Genomic DNA, 15,635 nt, shown 5'->3' on the forward strand with positions numbered 1-15,635 from the left:
GCTTATCGTTCAGCCTCATGTAAAAAAGCCCACGCGCCCAATGGTTGATCACTCAATGCAATCCTCCGCTTCCCGTAGTCCTCGTCGCTGGCTGTTCGGCCTGCTTGTCTTGTTGGTCATCGCTGGCCTGTGCTGGAAATTCTGGCCCGGCAGCGCTGCACCCAAAGAGGCTGCGGGACAGAAAGCCGTCGCCGGGCATACCGGCAGGTCGGGCGGGATGCGCCCTGGATTCGGTGGCGCGTCCGGGCCGGTACCGGTGCGCGTGGCGCAAGCGGTCAAGGGTGATTTCCCGCTGTATTTCAAGGCGCTGGGCACAGTCACGGCGCTGAACACCATCAATGTGCGCAGCCGCGTCGGCGGTGAACTGGTCAAGATTTATTTCGAAGAAGGGCAGATGGTCAAGGCCGGCGACCTGCTGGCCGAAATCGACCCGCGCCCTTACCAGAATGCCTTGCTCCAGGCCGAAGGCACCTTGCTGCAGAATCAGGCGCAGCTGAAAAACGCCCTGGTCGACGTCGAGCGCTATCGCGGCCTGTACCGCGAAGACAGTATTGCCAAGCAGACCCTGGACACCGCCGAAGCGCTGGTCGGTCAGTTCCAGGGCACGGTCAAGACCAATCAGGCGGCGGTCAACGATGCCAAGCTCAACCTCGAATTCACCCGGATCCGCGCACCGATCACCGGTCGCGTTGGTCTGCGTCAACTGGACGTCGGCAACCTGGTCGCGGCCAACGACACCACCGCACTGGCGATCATCACCCAGACCCAGCCGATCAGCGTGGCCTTCACCCTCCCGGAAAACAGCCTGGACACCGTGCTGGCCCGTTATCGCAGCGGCGCCAAACTGTCGGCTGAAGCCTGGGATCGTGGCGATACCAAACTGCAGGCCACTGGCGTATTGCAGAGCCTGGACAACCAGATCGACGTCACCACCGGCACCCTGAAATTCAAGGCCCGTTTCGAGAACCGCGATCAGTCGCTGTTCCCCAACCAGTTCGTCAATGTACGCCTGCTGGCCGACACCCTCAAAGACGTAGTGCTGGCGCCTTCGGCCGCGATCCAGTTCGGCACCAACGGCACGTTCGCCTATGCCATGGACGGTGACAAGAAGGTCAAGATCCGTCAGTTGAAAGTCGGCGCCAGTGACGGCGTGAACACCGTGGTCACCGAAGGCCTGTCGGCGGGCGACCGGGTCGTATTGGAAGGCACCGACCGCCTGAAGGACGGCAGCGACGTGGAGGTGGTCAACGACAGCCAGGACGTGCCGACCACGCCAACCGAACACCTGCAAGGCAAGTCGGCGGTCAACGCGGCAACGCCCGCGACCACCGACAAGGCGAAAAAGGGCGGCGCATGAATCTCTCGCGGCTGTTCATCCTTCGCCCGGTAGCCACCACCCTGAGCATGCTGGCCATTATCCTGGCCGGCGTCATCGCCTATCGGCTGCTGCCGGTGTCGGCGCTGCCCCAGGTCGATTACCCGACCATTCGCGTCATGACCCTGTACCCCGGCGCCAGCCCGGATGTCATGACCAGCGCAGTGACCGCGCCACTTGAGCGTCAGTTCGGGCAGATGCCCGGCCTGACGCAAATGGCCTCCACCAGCTCCGGTGGCGCGTCGGTGCTGACCCTGCGGTTCAGCCTCGACATCAACATGGACGTGGCCGAGCAACAAGTGCAGGCGGCGATCAACGCCGCGACCAACCTGTTGCCCAAGGACCTGCCGGCGCCGCCGGTTTACAACAAGGTCAACCCGGCCGACACGCCGGTGCTGACCCTGGCCATCACCTCCAAGACCATGTTGCTGCCCAAGCTCAATGACCTGGTCGATACGCGCATGGCGCAGAAGATTGCCCAGATCAGCGGCGTCGGCATGGTCAGCATTGCCGGTGGACAGCGCCAGGCCGTGCGCATCAAGGTCAATCCGGAAGCCCTGGCCGCCAATGGTTTGAACCTGTCGGACGTGCGCACCCTGATAGGCGCCTCCAACGTCAACCAGCCCAAGGGCAACTTCGACGGCCCGACCCGAGTCTCGATGCTCGATGCAAACGATCAACTGACGTCGCCCAAGGACTACGCCAACCTGATCCTGGCCTACGCCAATGGCGCACCGTTGCGCCTCAAGGACGTGGCGGAAATCGTCGACGGCGCCGAGAACGAGCGCCTCGCTGCGTGGGCTAACGAGAACCAGGCCGTATTGCTGAACATCCAGCGTCAACCCGGTGCCAACGTGATCGAGGTAGTGGACCGGATCAAGGCCCTGCTGCCAAGCATCACCGACAACCTGCCGGCCGGCCTCGACGTGATAGTGCTGACCGACCGCACCCAGACCATCCGCGCCTCGGTCAAGGACGTGCAACACGAATTGCTGATCGCCATCGCCCTGGTGGTCATGGTCACCTTCCTGTTCCTGCGTCGCGCCAGCGCCACGATCATTCCGTCGGTGGCCGTGCCGCTGTCGCTGGTCGGTACGTTCGGCGTGATGTACCTGGCAGGCTTCTCGGTCAACAACCTGACCCTGATGGCCCTGACCATCGCCACCGGTTTCGTGGTGGACGATGCGATCGTCATGCTGGAGAACATTTCCCGATTCATCGAAGAGGGCGACAGCCCGCTGAACGCGGCGCTAAAGGGCGCCAAACAGATCGGTTTCACCCTGATCTCACTGACATTGTCACTGATCGCCGTGCTGATCCCGCTGCTGTTCATGGCGGACGTGGTCGGGCGCTTGTTCCGAGAGTTCGCCATCACCCTGGCGGTGGCGATCCTGATTTCCCTGGTGGTTTCCCTGACCCTGACGCCGATGATGTGCGCGCGGTTGCTCAAGCGTGAGCCCAAGGAAGCCGAGCAGGGCCGTTTCTACCGTGCCAGCGGCGCGTTCATCGACTGGATGATCGCCGCCTACGGACGCAAGTTGCAGTGGGTGCTCAAGCACCAGCCGCTGACCCTGATGGTGGCCATCGGCACTTTGGCGCTGACGGTATTCCTCTACATGGTGGTGCCCAAGGGCTTCTTCCCGGTGCAGGACACTGGCGTCATCCAGGGTATTTCCGAAGCACCGCAATCGATTTCCTTCGCCGCCATGAGCGAGCGCCAGCAGGAACTGGCCAAGGTGATCCTGGCCGACCCGGCGGTCGAGAGCCTCTCTTCCTACATTGGCGTTGATGGCGACAACTCGACCCTCAACAGCGGCCGGTTGCTGATCAACCTCAAATCGCATCGCGACCGCGACCTGAGCGCCACGCAAGTGATTGCCCGGCTGCAACCGGAACTGGACAAACTGGTCGGCATCCGCCTGTTCATGCAGCCGGTGCAGGACCTGACCATCGAAGACCGGGTCAGCCGCACGCAGTACCAGTTCAGCATGTCGTCGCCGGACTCTGAGTTGCTGAGCCTGTGGAGCGGGCGCCTGGTCGAGGCCCTGGCCGACCGACCGGAATTGACCGACGTTGCCAGCGATTTGCAGGACAAGGGCTTACAGGTCTATCTGGTGATCGACCGCGATGCGGCTTCGCGGGTCGGGGTGTCGGTGTCGAACATCACCGATGCGCTGTACGACGCCTTTGGTCAGCGGCAGATTTCCACGATCTACACCCAGGCCAGTCAGTACCGCGTGGTGCTGCAATCGCAGTCCGGGGAGAAGATCGGCCCGCAGGCGCTGGAGCAGATTCACGTCAAGACCACCGATGGCGGGCAGGTGCGCCTGTCCAGCCTGGCGCGCATCGAAGAGCGCCAGGCGCAACTGGCGATCACCCACATCGGCCAGTTCCCGGCGGTGATGATGTCTTTCAACCTGGCGCCCGGCGTGGCGCTGGGGCATGCGGTCGAGATCATCGAGCAGGTGCAGAAGGACATCGGCATGCCGATTGGCGTGCAGACCCAGTTCCAGGGCGCGGCCGAGGCGTTCCAGGCTTCGTTGTCGAGCACCTTGCTGCTGATTCTGGCGGCGGTGGTGACCATGTACATCGTGCTGGGCGTGCTCTACGAGAGCTACATCCACCCGATTACCATTCTCTCGACCCTGCCGTCGGCGGCGGTGGGCGCCTTGCTGGCGTTGATCCTGAGCGGCAACGACCTGGGCATGATCGCGATCATCGGCATCATTCTGCTGATCGGCATCGTGAAGAAGAACGCGATCATGATGATCGACTTCGCCCTCGACGCCGAGCGCAACCAGGGCATGGACCCGCAAACGGCGATCTATCAGGCGGCCTTGCTGCGTTTCCGGCCGATCCTGATGACCACCCTGGCCGCGCTGTTCGGTGCCGTACCGTTGATGCTGGCCACCGGTTCCGGCGCGGAACTGCGCCAGCCGCTGGGTCTGGTGATGGTCGGCGGCCTGTTGCTGAGTCAGATTCTGACCTTGTTCACCACGCCTGTGATCTACCTGTACTTCGATCGTCTCGGTCGTCGTTTTGGCAAGGCCGACGCTCAGGAGACGACGGTATGACGCCCCGCAGAACCTGTGGGAGCGGGCTTGCTCGCGAAGGCGTCCGGTCAGTCGACAGGAATGTTGAATGCAAGGCCCTCTTCGCGAGCAAGCCCGCTCCCACAGGGGGGCAGCAGGGCTCGTGGGTTGGTGCGGGGGGCAATCATCGATGAACCTTTCGGGACCTTTCATCAAGCGCCCGGTCGCGACCATGTTGCTGAGCCTGGCGATCATGCTGCTGGGCGGTGTGAGCTTCGGTTTGCTGCCCGTGTCGCCGCTGCCGCAAATGGACTTTCCGGTGATCGTGGTCCAGGCCAGCCTGCCTGGGGCCAGCCCCGAGGTGATGGCATCGACCGTGGCCACGCCTCTGGAGCGCTCCTTCGGCAGCATTGCCGGGGTCAACACCATGAGCAGCCGCTCCAGCCAGGGTTCGACCCGGGTGATCCTGCAATTCGACCTGGACCGCGACATCAATGGCGCGGCGCGGGAAGTGCAGGCGGCGATCAACGCCTCGCGCACACTGCTGCCGAGCGGGATGCGCAGCATGCCGACCTACAAGAAGGTCAACCCGTCCCAGGCGCCGATCATGGTGCTGTCGCTGACGTCGGATGTGCTGGAAAAAGGTCAGCTCTATGACCTGGCCTCGACGATCCTGTCCCAGAGCCTGTCCCAGGTGCAGGGCGTCGGCGAGGTGCAGATCGGTGGCAGCTCGCTGCCGGCGGTACGTATCGAACTCGAACCGCAGTCGTTGAACCAGTACGGCGTGGCGCTGGACGATGTGCGCAACACCATCGCCAACGCCAACGTGCGCCGACCCAAGGGCTCGGTGGAAGACGATCAACGGCTGTGGCAGGTCCAGGCCAACGACCAGCTGGAAAAAGCCAAGGACTACGAATCGCTGATCATCCACTACAACGGCGGCGCGGCCCTGCGCCTGAAGGATGTGGCCAAGGTCAGCGATGGCGTCGAGGACCGCTACAACAGCGGTTTCTTCAACGATGACGCGGCGGTGCTGCTGGTGATCAACCGGCAGGCCGGCGCCAACATCATCGAGACGGTCAACGAGATCAAGGCGCAGTTGCCGGCGTTGCAGGCGGTGCTGCCGGCCAGCGTCAAGCTGAACCTGGCCATGGACCGCTCGCCGGTGATCAAGGCCACGCTGCACGAGGCGGAAATGACCCTGCTGATCGCCGTGGCGCTGGTGATCCTGGTGGTGTTCCTGTTCCTCGGCAACTTCCGCGCTTCGCTGATCCCGACCCTGGCGGTGCCGGTGTCGCTGGTCGGCACCTTTGCCGTGATGTACCTCTACGGCTTTTCGTTGAACAACCTGTCGCTGATGGCGTTGATCCTGGCCACGGGGCTGGTGGTGGACGATGCCATCGTCGTGCTGGAGAACATTTCCCGGCACATCGACGAAGGCGTGCGGCCGATGCGCGCGGCGTACCTGGGTGCCCAGGAAGTCGGCTTTACCTTGCTGTCGATGAACGTGTCGCTGGTGGCGGTTTTCCTGTCGATCCTGTTCATGGGCGGGATCATTGAAAGCCTGTTCCGCGAATTCTCCATCACTCTGGCGGCGGCCATCGTGGTCTCGCTGGTGGTGTCGTTGACGCTGACCCCGATGCTCTGCGCCCGCTGGCTCAAGCCGCACACGCCGGGGCAGGAGAACCGCCTGCAACGCTGGAGTCGGCGGGCCAACGACTGGATGGTCGGCAAATACGCCACCAGCCTCGACTGGGTGCTGCGCCACAAGCGCCTGACCTTGCTCAGTCTGTTTGTGACAATCGGCGTGAACATTGCGCTGTATGTAGTTGTTCCTAAAACATTTATGCCGCAACAGGATACCGGCCAGCTGATCGGTTTCGTGCGCGGCGACGACGGCCTGTCGTTCAGTGTGATGCAGCCGAAGATGGAGATTTTCCGCCGGGCGGTGTTGAAGGATGAGGCAGTAGAAAGCGTCGCCGGGTTCATTGGCGGCAACAACGGCACCAACAACGCCTTCATGCTGGTGCGCCTCAAACCGATCAAGGAGCGCAGCATTTCCGCGCAGAAGGTCATCGAACGCCTGCGCAAGGAAATGCCCAAGGTTCCCGGGGCACAACTGATGCTCATGGCAGACCAGGACCTGCAATTCGGTGGCGGTCGCGAGCAGACCACCTCGCAGTACTCGTACATCCTGCAGAGCGGGGACCTGGGGGCATTGCGCGAGTGGTATCCGAAAGTCGTCACCGCGCTCAAGGCCTTGCCGGAGCTGACGGCGATCGATGCGCGCGAAGGCCGCGGCGCCCGGCAAGTGACCCTGATCGTCGACCGTGACCAGGCCAAGCGCCTGGGTGTCGACATGGACATGGTCACGGCGGTGCTGAATAACGCCTACAGCCAGCGGCAGATATCGACCATCTACGACAGCCTCAACCAGTATCAGGTGGTGATGGAGGTCAATCCGAAATACGCCCAGGACCCGATCACCCTCAAGCAGGTCCAGGTGATCACCGCTGACGGCGCGCGGATCCCGCTGTCGACCATCGCCCATTACGAAAACAGCCTGGAAAACGACCGGGTCAGCCACGAAGGCCAGTTCGCCTCGGAGAGCATTGCCTTCGACATGGCCGAAGGCGTGACCGTGGAGCAGGGCGGTGCCGCCATCGAGCGGGCGATTGCCAAGGTCGGCCTGCCCGAAGACGTGATCGCTAAAATGGCCGGCACAGCCGACGCTTTCGCGGCGACTCAAAAAAGTCAGCCGTGGATGATTTTGGGGGCGCTGGTGGCGGTGTATCTGGTCTTGGGTGTGTTGTATGAAAGCTACATACACCCGCTGACGATTCTCTCGACCCTGCCGTCGGCCGGGGTCGGTGCCTTGCTGTCGATCTACGCGCTGGGCGGCGAGTTCAGCCTTATTTCGTTGCTGGGGCTGTTTCTGCTGATCGGCGTGGTGAAGAAAAACGCGATCCTGATGATCGACCTGGCGTTGCAACTGGAACGAAGCCAGGGCATGGCACCGCTGGAGTCGATCCGCAGCGCCTGCCTGCAACGTTTGCGGCCAATCCTGATGACCACCCTGGCGGCGATCCTCGGTGCCTTGCCTTTGCTGATGAGCCGCGCCGAAGGGGCGGAAATGCGCCAGCCCCTGGGCCTGACCATCATCGGCGGGCTGATCTTCAGCCAGGTGCTGACGCTTTACACCACCCCGGTGGTTTACCTCTATCTCGACAGACTGCGCCATCGCTTCAATAAATGGCGCGGGGTGCGTACCGATGCTGCTCTGGAAACTCCGCTATGACTGACCGTTCGCTTTTCAACCTGGCTGCACCGCTGCTCACGGCCCGAGGCTCGCGCCTGTTGAGCCTGTCACTGTGCGTGGCGATGCTCAGTGCCTGCGCCGTCGGCCCGGATTACCAGCGCCCGCAAACAGCGGAGCCTGCGCAGTACAAGGCCGCAGAGGGCTGGCGGCAGGCCAACCCCAGCGATGCCCTGGCGCGCGGCGCGTGGTGGGAGTTGTATGGCGACCGGCAGCTCAACGAGCTGATCGAAAAACTCAACAGCGCCAACCAGACCGTCGCCCAGTCCGAAGCGCAGTACCGCCAGGCCCAGGCCTTGGTGCGTAGCGCCCGGGGGGCGTTTTTCCCGACGGTGGACCTGAACGTCAGCAAGAACCGTTCTAGCCAGGGTACCGGTAGCAGCAGCTCCAGCCTGAGCAGTTCGTCCAGCGGTATTCGCGACACGTACTCGGCCCAGGCGGGCGTCAGTTGGGAAGCGGATGTGTGGGGCAAGCTGCGCCGAGGCCTCGAAGCCGACACTGCGAATGCCCAGGCAAGCTTTGCCGACCTGGCGGCCATGCGCCTGAGTCAACAGTCGGAGCTGGTGCAGAATTACCTGCAACTGCGGGTGATCGATGGCCAGAAACGCTTGCTCCAGGACACGGTCGAGGCTTATCGGCGTTCGTTGAAGATGACCGAGAACCAGTACCGCGCCGGTGTTTCGGGCAAGGACGCGGTGGCCCAGGCCCAGACACAGCTCAAAGGCACCGAAGCCGATATGGTCGACCTGATCTGGCAGCGCGCCCAGTTCGAGAACGCCATTGCCGTGCTGATCGGCCTGCCGCCAGCGCAATTCAGCCTGGCGGAAAGCCAGGACATCCCGCAGTTGCCGCAAGTACCGCTGGCACTGCCTTCGCAGCTGCTGGAACGTCGCCCGGACATCGCGTCGGCCGAGCGCTCGGTGATGGCCGCCAACGCCAACATCGGCGTGGCCAAGGCCGCCTATTACCCCGACCTGACCCTGAGCATGAACGGCGGTTACAGCAGCAGCACTTATTCCAACTGGATCAGCCTGCCGAACCGCTTCTGGTCGGTCGGACCGCAATTGGCCATGACCCTGTTCGACGGCGGCCAGCGCTCGGCGGAAGTCGACCGCAGTGAAGCGGCCTATGACGAAACGGTGGCCAAGTACCGCCAGACCGTGCTCGACGGCTTTCGCGAAGTGGAAAACTTCCTGGTGCAGCTCAAGGTGCTGCAGGACGAAGCTGTCGTGCGCCAACAGGCACTGGATGCGGCCCGGGAATCGTTGCGCCTGACCCAGAACCAGTACAAGGCCGGCTTGATCGCGTATATCGATGTGGTGGTGACCCAGGCGGCGGCGCTGAACAATGAGCGCAGCAACCTCGATCTGCTGCAAAGCCGCTTGTTAGCCAGCGTGCAGTTGATTGCAGCGTTGGGAGGTGGCTGGGACGGGCAGCTTGAGGTGAGTGACAGACAATAACGGACAGGGACACTGTGGCGAGGGAGCTTGCTCCCGCTGGGCTGCGAAGCAGCCCCAAAACCTGCACCCCAAATTGTTCCTGAAAGGTCGCGGCCACCTGTTTTGCGACCGCTTCGCGCTCGAGCGGGACCAAGCTCCCTCGCCACAATGAGTGCATTCGCCATTGAGGCGATGCGCCTGGCACGCTAATCCCAGCCCTGAATCCGGGGCATGCAAGGCTTAATGTAAAACCTTAAAACAAGCGTTTCATCGGACTGATGGCCCTTTGCTCATTTTGTGAGTGCGTTCTCATTTGGAATCAGTACAATCGCCGCATTTTCCCCCCTGCGAGAATCAATACCAATAAGGGGGGCATTCGCGAGAAGTCTCCATGCTCATCGGCAGCTATTCCCCCACCCTGGTCATCATTTCGCTCTGTGTAGCGATTCTCGCCTCATACACGGCACTCGACCTGACCGGACGCATTGCCACCGCCAAAGGCCGCGCCGTGCATTTGTGGACCGCTGGCGGAGCCGTTGCCATGGGCATCGGCATCTGGTCGATGCACTTTATCGGCATGCTCGCGTTCAAGTTGCCGATCGACCTTGGGTACGACGGCGCCATCACTCTGTTGTCGCTGCTGATCGGCGTGCTCTCCAGCGGTTTCGCGCTGTGGCTGGTCAGCCAGCCGCAATTGCCGGCCTGGCAGCTGGCCTTTGGCGCATTGGTCATGGGGGCCGGCATCAGCGCGATGCACTACACCGGCATGGCCGCCATGCGCATGCAGCCGGGCATCGACTACGACCCGACGTTGTTCGGCGTCTCGCTGCTGATCGCGGTCGGTGCTTCGGGCGCGGCATTGTGGATCGCTTTTCATCTGCGCCAGCACACGCCTCACGTCCGTCTGATCCGTGGCGGTGCCGCCGTGGTCATGGGCATCGCCATCGTCGGCATGCACTACACCGGGATGGCCGCCGCACGCTTTGCCGACGGCAGTTTTTGTGGCGCGGCGGTCAATGGATTGAGCGGTAACGGCCTGGACAACCTGGTGCTGATCACCACGTTGGCGGTGCTGAGCATTGCCTTGCTGACCTCGATCCTCGATGCACGCCTGGAGGCGCGCACCGCGAGCCTGGCCCGATCGCTGACCGAGGCCAACCGTGAGCTGACCCAACTGGCCCTGCACGACACACTCACCGGGTTGCCGAACCGGACGCTGCTCGCCGATCGAATCGATCAGGCCATGTCCCGGGTCCAGGAGGACGGGGGGTGCTTTGCCCTGATGTTCATCGACCTGGATGGCTTCAAACCGGTCAACGATGCCTTCGGCCACCACATGGGCGATCTGCTGTTGCGCGAAGTGGCCGTGCGCCTGCGCGAAGAGTTGCGCAGCCAGGACACCCTGGCGCGGATCGGCGGCGATGAGTTCGTGTTGCTGGTGCAATTGAGCGAACAGAACGACGCCTTGAACCTGGCAGCCCGTCAGGTCGGGCTGATCGCGCGCGCGTTCCGGGTTGCCGAACATGATTTGCACATTTCCGCCAGCGTCGGCATCGCGCTTTACCCGGGTAACGGCCAGTCCGCCCATGAATTGCTGATGAATGCCGACGCGGCGATGTATCACGCCAAAGGCGCGGGTAAAAACGGCTACAGCTTTTTCGATGCCTCGATGAACAGCAACGCTCGCAAACAGCTGCAATTGCTGCAGGACCTGCGCAATGCCGTGGAACAGCAGGAATTCAGCCTGCATTACCAGCCCAAGTTCGATGCCGCCAATGGCCGGCCAGTGGGCGCCGAGGCCTTGTTGCGCTGGGAGCACCCGACGCAAGGGATGCTGTTGCCGGACAAATTCATTGAAATGGCGGAAAAAACCGGGCTGATCATTCCGATCGGCGAGTGGGTGCTCAACGAAGCGTGCCGCCAGATGCGCGAGTGGTACGTGCTGGGCTACACCGACTGGCGCATCGCGGTGAACCTGTCGGCCATTCAGTTTTGCCATGCCGGGCTGGTCCGGAGCGTCGCCAAGGCGCTGGCGACGCACCATCTGCCGGCTAACAGCCTGACCCTGGAAATCACCGAAACCACCGCCATGAGCGATGCCGACGCGAGCATGACGGTGCTGCAGGAGCTGTCGGAAATGGGCGTTGACCTGTCCATCGATGACTTTGGTACCGGCTATTCGAGCTTGATGTACCTCAAGCGCCTGCCAGCCAACGAACTGAAGATCGATCGTGGTTTCGTCCGGGACCTGGAGCACGACAGCGACGACGCTGCCATCGTTTCGGCCATCGTCGCCCTCGGCCAGGCGCTGGGGTTGCGCATCGTCGCCGAAGGCGTGGAAACCGGCGTGCAGCAGGACTTCCTGACTCAACTCGGCTGTGATTCGTTGCAGGGTTACCTGCTGGGGCATCCGCTGCCCGCCGCAGGATTCATGGTGGAAATCCATCGCGGGGAGCAATTGGTCGAGCAATTGAAAGCCAGTGCCGAGCGCGAGATGTCGATGACATGACAGCTGATGTGAAGCAATGCAAAAACCGCCAATGGCAGTTATTCTTGCCCCCGACCGCTTAAGCTTTGATTGGGGGGAAAGCTCGCATGGACAAAGTCATCGTCATCACCGGCGGTAGCCGCGGCATTGGTGCCGCCACCGCGCTGTTGGCCGCCGCGCAGGGCTATCGGATCTGCATCAATTATCAGGCGGACGAACAGGCCGCACTCGGCGTGCTGGAGCAAGTCCGCGCCCTCGGTGCGCAAGCCATTGCGGTACGGGCCGACGTCAGTATCGAAGACGAAGTCATCGCCCTGTTCAATCGGGTAGACAGTGAGCTGGGCCGGGTCACCGCGCTGGTGAACAACGCCGGCACCGTCGGGCAGAAGTCCCGGGTCGACGAAATGTCCGAGTTCCGCATTTTGAAAATCATGAAAACCAACGTCCTGGCGCCGATCCTCTGCGCCAAGCACGCGATCCTGCGCATGTCGCCCAGGCACGGCGGGCAGGGCGGGAGCATCGTCAACGTCTCGTCGGTCGCCTCGCGCTTGGGATCGCCCAACGAGTACGTGGATTACGCCGCATCCAAGGGCGCGCTGGACACCTTCACCATCGGCCTGTCCAAGGAAGTGGCGGGTGAGGGGATTCGGGTCAACGCCGTGCGTCCGGGGTACATCTATACCGATTTCCATGCCTTGAGCGGTGACCCGGATCGGGTCAGCAAGCTGGAGTCGGCGATCCCGATGGCCCGTGGCGGGCGCCCGGATGAAGTGGCGGAGGCGATTGTCTGGTTGCTGTCGGACAAGGCTTCTTATGCGACCGGGACTTTTGTTGATCTTGGTGGTGGGCGTTGATCTGAGGTTTGCGTTGTCAGTGCTCGCGAAGGCGATAGTGCAGGCAACATCCAACCATCAGAACGACCGCACAATCCGCCCCAACGTCTCCATCGCCTTCTCCGATTCCTCGGTCCACGGGCTGCCGTAGTTCAGCCGAATACAATTCCTGAAGCGCTGCGCCGGCGAAAAGATCGGCCCCGGTGCAATGCTGATGCCTTGGGCCAATGCCATCTGAAACAACTTCAACGAATCCATCTGCTCCGGCAATTCAAGCCACAAGAAGTACCCGCCCGCCGGTTGGCTCACCCGCGTCTGCGCCGGGAAATAGCGGGCGATGGCGGCGAGCATGGCGCTTTGCTGGTCTTCCAGGGCATGGCGCAATTTACGCAGGTGCCGGTCGTAGCCGCCGTGTTGCAGGTAATCGGCGATGGCGGCCTGGGCCGGCATCGAGGCGCACAGCGAGGTCATGAGTTTCAGCCGTTCGATTTTCTGCGCGTAACGCCCGGCGGCGACCCAGCCGATGCGGTAGCCGGGGGCCAGGCTCTTGGCGAACGAGCCACAGTGCATCACCAGGCCTTCGGTATCAAAGGCCTTCGCCGGTTTCGGTGCTTGCTGGCCGTAATACAGTTCGGCGTAGACATCGTCTTCGATCAGCGGCACCTGGTGGCGCCGTAACAATTCCACAAGCTGCTGTTTCCTGGCCTCGGGCACGGTCGCGCCCATGGGGTTCTGGAAACTGGTCATGCACCAGCAGGCCTTGATCGGATGGCGCTCCAGGGTTTGCTCGAGCACGCCGAGGTCGATGCCATCGCGCGGGTGTACGGGAATTTCCACCGCCTTTAGTTTCAGGCGTTCGAGCACTTGCAGGCAGGCGTAGAACGCCGGGGCCTCGATGGCCACCAGATCGCCAGGTTGGGTCACCGCTTGCAGGCACAGGTTGAGGGCTTCGAGGGCGCCGTTGGTGATCAGCAACTCTTCCATGGGCAACATCAGCCCGCCGACCATGTAGCGCAGGGCGATTTGCCGGCGCAGCTGCGGGTTGCCCGGCGACATGTCGGTGACCACCATGCGCGGGTCCATCTCGCGGCTGGCGCTGGCCAGGGAACGGGACAGGCGTTGCAGGGGAAACAGCGTCGGGCTGGGGAACGCCGAGCCGAAGGGCACAGTGTTCGGGTCCTTGATCGAGTCGAGCACCGAGAACACCAGTTCGCTGACGTCGACTTCCGTCGACTCGTTGACCTCATTGCTGATCACCGGCTCGGAAAACGGCCGGGGCGCATGGGCGTTGACGAAGTAGCCGGAGCGCGGGCGGGCGCGGATCAGGCCGCGACGTTCCAGCAGGTAATAGGCCTGGAACACCGTGGACGGGCTAACCCCGTAGGTCTGGCTGGCGTAACGCACTGACGGTACCCGCTGGCCGGGACCCAGGACGCCGTTGCGGATCAGTTCTGCGATGTCGTCGGCGAATTTTTCGTAGCGTTTCATCAAAAGCCCGGTTGGGTGTCATTTGGACAAAGGGACGGTCGTACCGCGAAGATCGCAGCCTTCGCCAGCTCCTGCAATGGATCGGCCTGCGTGCGTAGGAGCTGCCGAAGGCTGCGATCTTTAAAGCTCTGCATCTTAAAGGCTCAGCGATTCATCGGCGCAACAAACCGGCTCTTCGCCACGCTGTAGACGCCGGGCTCATCGCTGTCGACCACCTTGAAGCCGATGCTCTGCGAACTGCTGGCCGGACGCTCCGTGAGCATCGCCACCGACACCGCCACATCGACAATCTCCCCCGGCGCCAGGGTGAATTCGGTCCTGCCCTGCAACTGGAAATCATCGGCATCCACCAGGCTCAATTGATAGTCCTGACGCTGCTGGGTCTTGTTGATCACCTTCAGACTGTAGATGTTTTCGATCTGCCCCTGGCTGTTCTCGCGGAACAGGCCCCGGTCCTTGCTGACGTCGAGGGACACCATCGGCCGTTGCACCAATGCCATCACCAGGGCGGCAATCATCACCAGCAGCACGGCGGTGTAGCCGATCAGGCGCGGACGCAGCAGGTGTGTCTTGCCACCCTGCAATTGATGCTCGGACGTGTAGCTGATCAATCCTGGGGCGTAGCCCATTTTGTCCATGATCGAGTCGCAGGCGTCGATGCACGCGGCGCAACCGATGCATTCCATCTGCAAACCATCGCGAATGTCGATGCCGGTCGGGCAGACCTGTACGCACAGCTGGCAATCGATGCAATCGCCCAGACCGACCTCGGCGGGTTTCACCTCGCGCTTGCGCGGGCCACGGTTTTCGCCCCGGGCCATGTCGTAGGAAATGGTCAGGGTGTCCTTGTCGAACATCACGCTCTGGAACCGCGCGTAGGGGCACATGTGCATGCACACCGCTTCACGCAGCCAACCGGCGTTGATGTAGGTGGCGCCGGTAAAAAACAGCACCCAGAACAGACTGACGCCACTCATCTGGAAGCTCAACAGCTCTTCGGCCAACGGCCGGATCGGCGTGAAATAGCCGACGAAGGTCAGGCCGGTCAGCAGGCTGATGGCCAGCCACAAGGTGTGCTTGGCCGAGCGACGCATCAGTTTGTTCAGGCCCCACGGCGCGGCTTGCAACTTGATCCGCTGATTGCGTTCGCCTTCGGTGATCTTCTCGCACCACATGAAGATCCAGGTCCACGAGCTTTGCGGGCAGGTGTAGCCACACCAGACCCGGCCCGCGAACACGGTAATCGCAAACAGGCCGAACGCGGCAATGATCAACAGCGCCGAGAGCAGGATGAAATCCTGCGGCCAGAAGGTCGCGCCGAAGATATGGAACTTGCTTTCGGAAAGGTCCCAGAGCACCGCCTGGCGGCCGCCCCAGTTCAGCCACACGGTGCCGAAAAACAGCAAGAACAGAAAGCCGGCGCCGCTGATGCGCAGGTTGCGGAACAGCCCGGTGAAGCTGCGGGTGTGGATCAGGTTGTCGCTGGATTTGGCCTTCATCTTCAGACGCGAAGGCTCGAATGTTTCTACGGTTCGGACGGGGATTCTTTCGCTCATGGTCTTTCGCTCATCAGCCTCCATCAGGCATGAGCACTATGAGCGGCGATCTGTTTGCATAACAGACTCAGGTATTGCATTAAAAAGCAGATCAGATGGTCGTGTTTG

At 62.3% G+C, this 15,635-nt stretch carries 8 protein-coding genes; 6 read left to right on the forward strand and 2 right to left on the reverse strand.

Translation table 11 applies throughout. The features are described from left to right. The first annotated feature begins 40 nt into the window (after positions 1–40). The 6 genes from ACM6IT_RS24315 (at position 41) to ACM6IT_RS24340 (ending at position 12,504) form a co-directional block, all read left to right on the forward strand. Positions 41–1,357 carry an MdtA/MuxA family multidrug efflux RND transporter periplasmic adaptor subunit gene (locus tag ACM6IT_RS24315; protein WP_414918851.1) on the forward strand — a complete coding sequence of 439 codons (1,317 nt, stop codon included), beginning with the start codon at positions 41–43 and terminating at the stop codon, positions 1,355–1,357. Beyond that, positions 1,354–4,449 carry an MdtB/MuxB family multidrug efflux RND transporter permease subunit gene (locus ACM6IT_RS24320; protein WP_409079260.1) on the forward strand — a complete coding sequence of 1,032 codons (3,096 nt, stop codon included), beginning with the start codon at positions 1,354–1,356 and terminating at the stop codon, positions 4,447–4,449. Before ACM6IT_RS24315 ends, ACM6IT_RS24320 begins: the two co-directional genes overlap by 4 nt. Positions 4,450–4,597: 148 nt before the next feature. Further along, positions 4,598–7,705, forward strand: a complete 3,108-nt coding sequence (locus ACM6IT_RS24325) for an efflux RND transporter permease subunit (protein WP_056727534.1) — start codon at positions 4,598–4,600, stop codon at positions 7,703–7,705. After that, positions 7,702–9,183 carry an efflux transporter outer membrane subunit gene (locus ACM6IT_RS24330; protein ID WP_414918852.1) on the forward strand — a complete coding sequence of 494 codons (1,482 nt, stop codon included), beginning with the start codon at positions 7,702–7,704 and terminating at the stop codon, positions 9,181–9,183. The genes ACM6IT_RS24325 and ACM6IT_RS24330 overlap by 4 nt, the downstream gene beginning before the upstream one ends. A 370-nt stretch (positions 9,184–9,553) precedes the next feature. Next, positions 9,554–11,671 (forward strand): putative bifunctional diguanylate cyclase/phosphodiesterase, encoded by a 2,118-nt coding sequence (locus tag ACM6IT_RS24335; protein ID WP_414918853.1) that lies wholly within the window; start codon positions 9,554–9,556, stop codon positions 11,669–11,671. Between the two features lie 86 nt (positions 11,672–11,757). After that, on the forward strand, positions 11,758–12,504 hold the full coding sequence (locus ACM6IT_RS24340) for an SDR family oxidoreductase (protein WP_056727529.1): 747 nt from the start codon (positions 11,758–11,760) through the stop codon (positions 12,502–12,504). Between the two features lie 57 nt (positions 12,505–12,561). Here the strand turns inward: ACM6IT_RS24340 and mapR are convergent, their stop codons facing one another. Both mapR and ccoG read right to left on the reverse strand, forming a co-directional pair. Continuing rightward, positions 12,562–13,971, reverse strand: coding sequence for a GntR family transcriptional regulator MpaR (gene mapR, locus ACM6IT_RS24345; RefSeq protein ID WP_414918854.1), 1,410 nt, complete (start codon positions 13,969–13,971; stop codon positions 12,562–12,564). Positions 13,972–14,114: 143 nt separating this feature from the next. After that, positions 14,115–15,527 (reverse strand): cytochrome c oxidase accessory protein CcoG, encoded by a 1,413-nt coding sequence (gene ccoG, locus ACM6IT_RS24350; protein ID WP_414918855.1) that lies wholly within the window; start codon positions 15,525–15,527, stop codon positions 14,115–14,117. Between the last annotated feature and the right edge of the window lie 108 nt (positions 15,528–15,635).

It is taken from the genome of Pseudomonas sp. IT-P4 (genome assembly GCF_949767755.1).
GTDB classification, from domain to species: Bacteria; Pseudomonadota; Gammaproteobacteria; order Pseudomonadales; family Pseudomonadaceae; genus Aquipseudomonas; species Aquipseudomonas monachiensis.

Excerpts from the sequence above, each read along its gene's own strand:
- ACM6IT_RS24315 (WP_414918851.1), top strand. The coding sequence starts at position 41 with ATGGTTGATCACTCAATGCAATCCTCCGCTTCCCGTAGTCCTCGTCGC.
- ACM6IT_RS24335 (WP_414918853.1), top strand. The coding sequence starts at position 9,554 with ATGCTCATCGGCAGCTATTCCCCCACCCTGGTCATCATTTCGCTCTGT.
- ccoG (WP_414918855.1), bottom strand. The coding sequence starts at position 15,527 with ATGAGCGAAAGAATCCCCGTCCGAACCGTAGAAACATTCGAGCCTTCG.
- ACM6IT_RS24340 (WP_056727529.1), top strand. The coding sequence starts at position 11,758 with ATGGACAAAGTCATCGTCATCACCGGCGGTAGCCGCGGCATTGGTGCC.
- ACM6IT_RS24325 (WP_056727534.1), top strand. The coding sequence starts at position 4,598 with ATGAACCTTTCGGGACCTTTCATCAAGCGCCCGGTCGCGACCATGTTG.
- ACM6IT_RS24320 (WP_409079260.1), top strand. The coding sequence starts at position 1,354 with ATGAATCTCTCGCGGCTGTTCATCCTTCGCCCGGTAGCCACCACCCTG.
- ACM6IT_RS24330 (WP_414918852.1), top strand. The coding sequence starts at position 7,702 with ATGACTGACCGTTCGCTTTTCAACCTGGCTGCACCGCTGCTCACGGCC.
- mapR (WP_414918854.1), bottom strand. The coding sequence starts at position 13,971 with ATGAAACGCTACGAAAAATTCGCCGACGACATCGCAGAACTGATCCGC.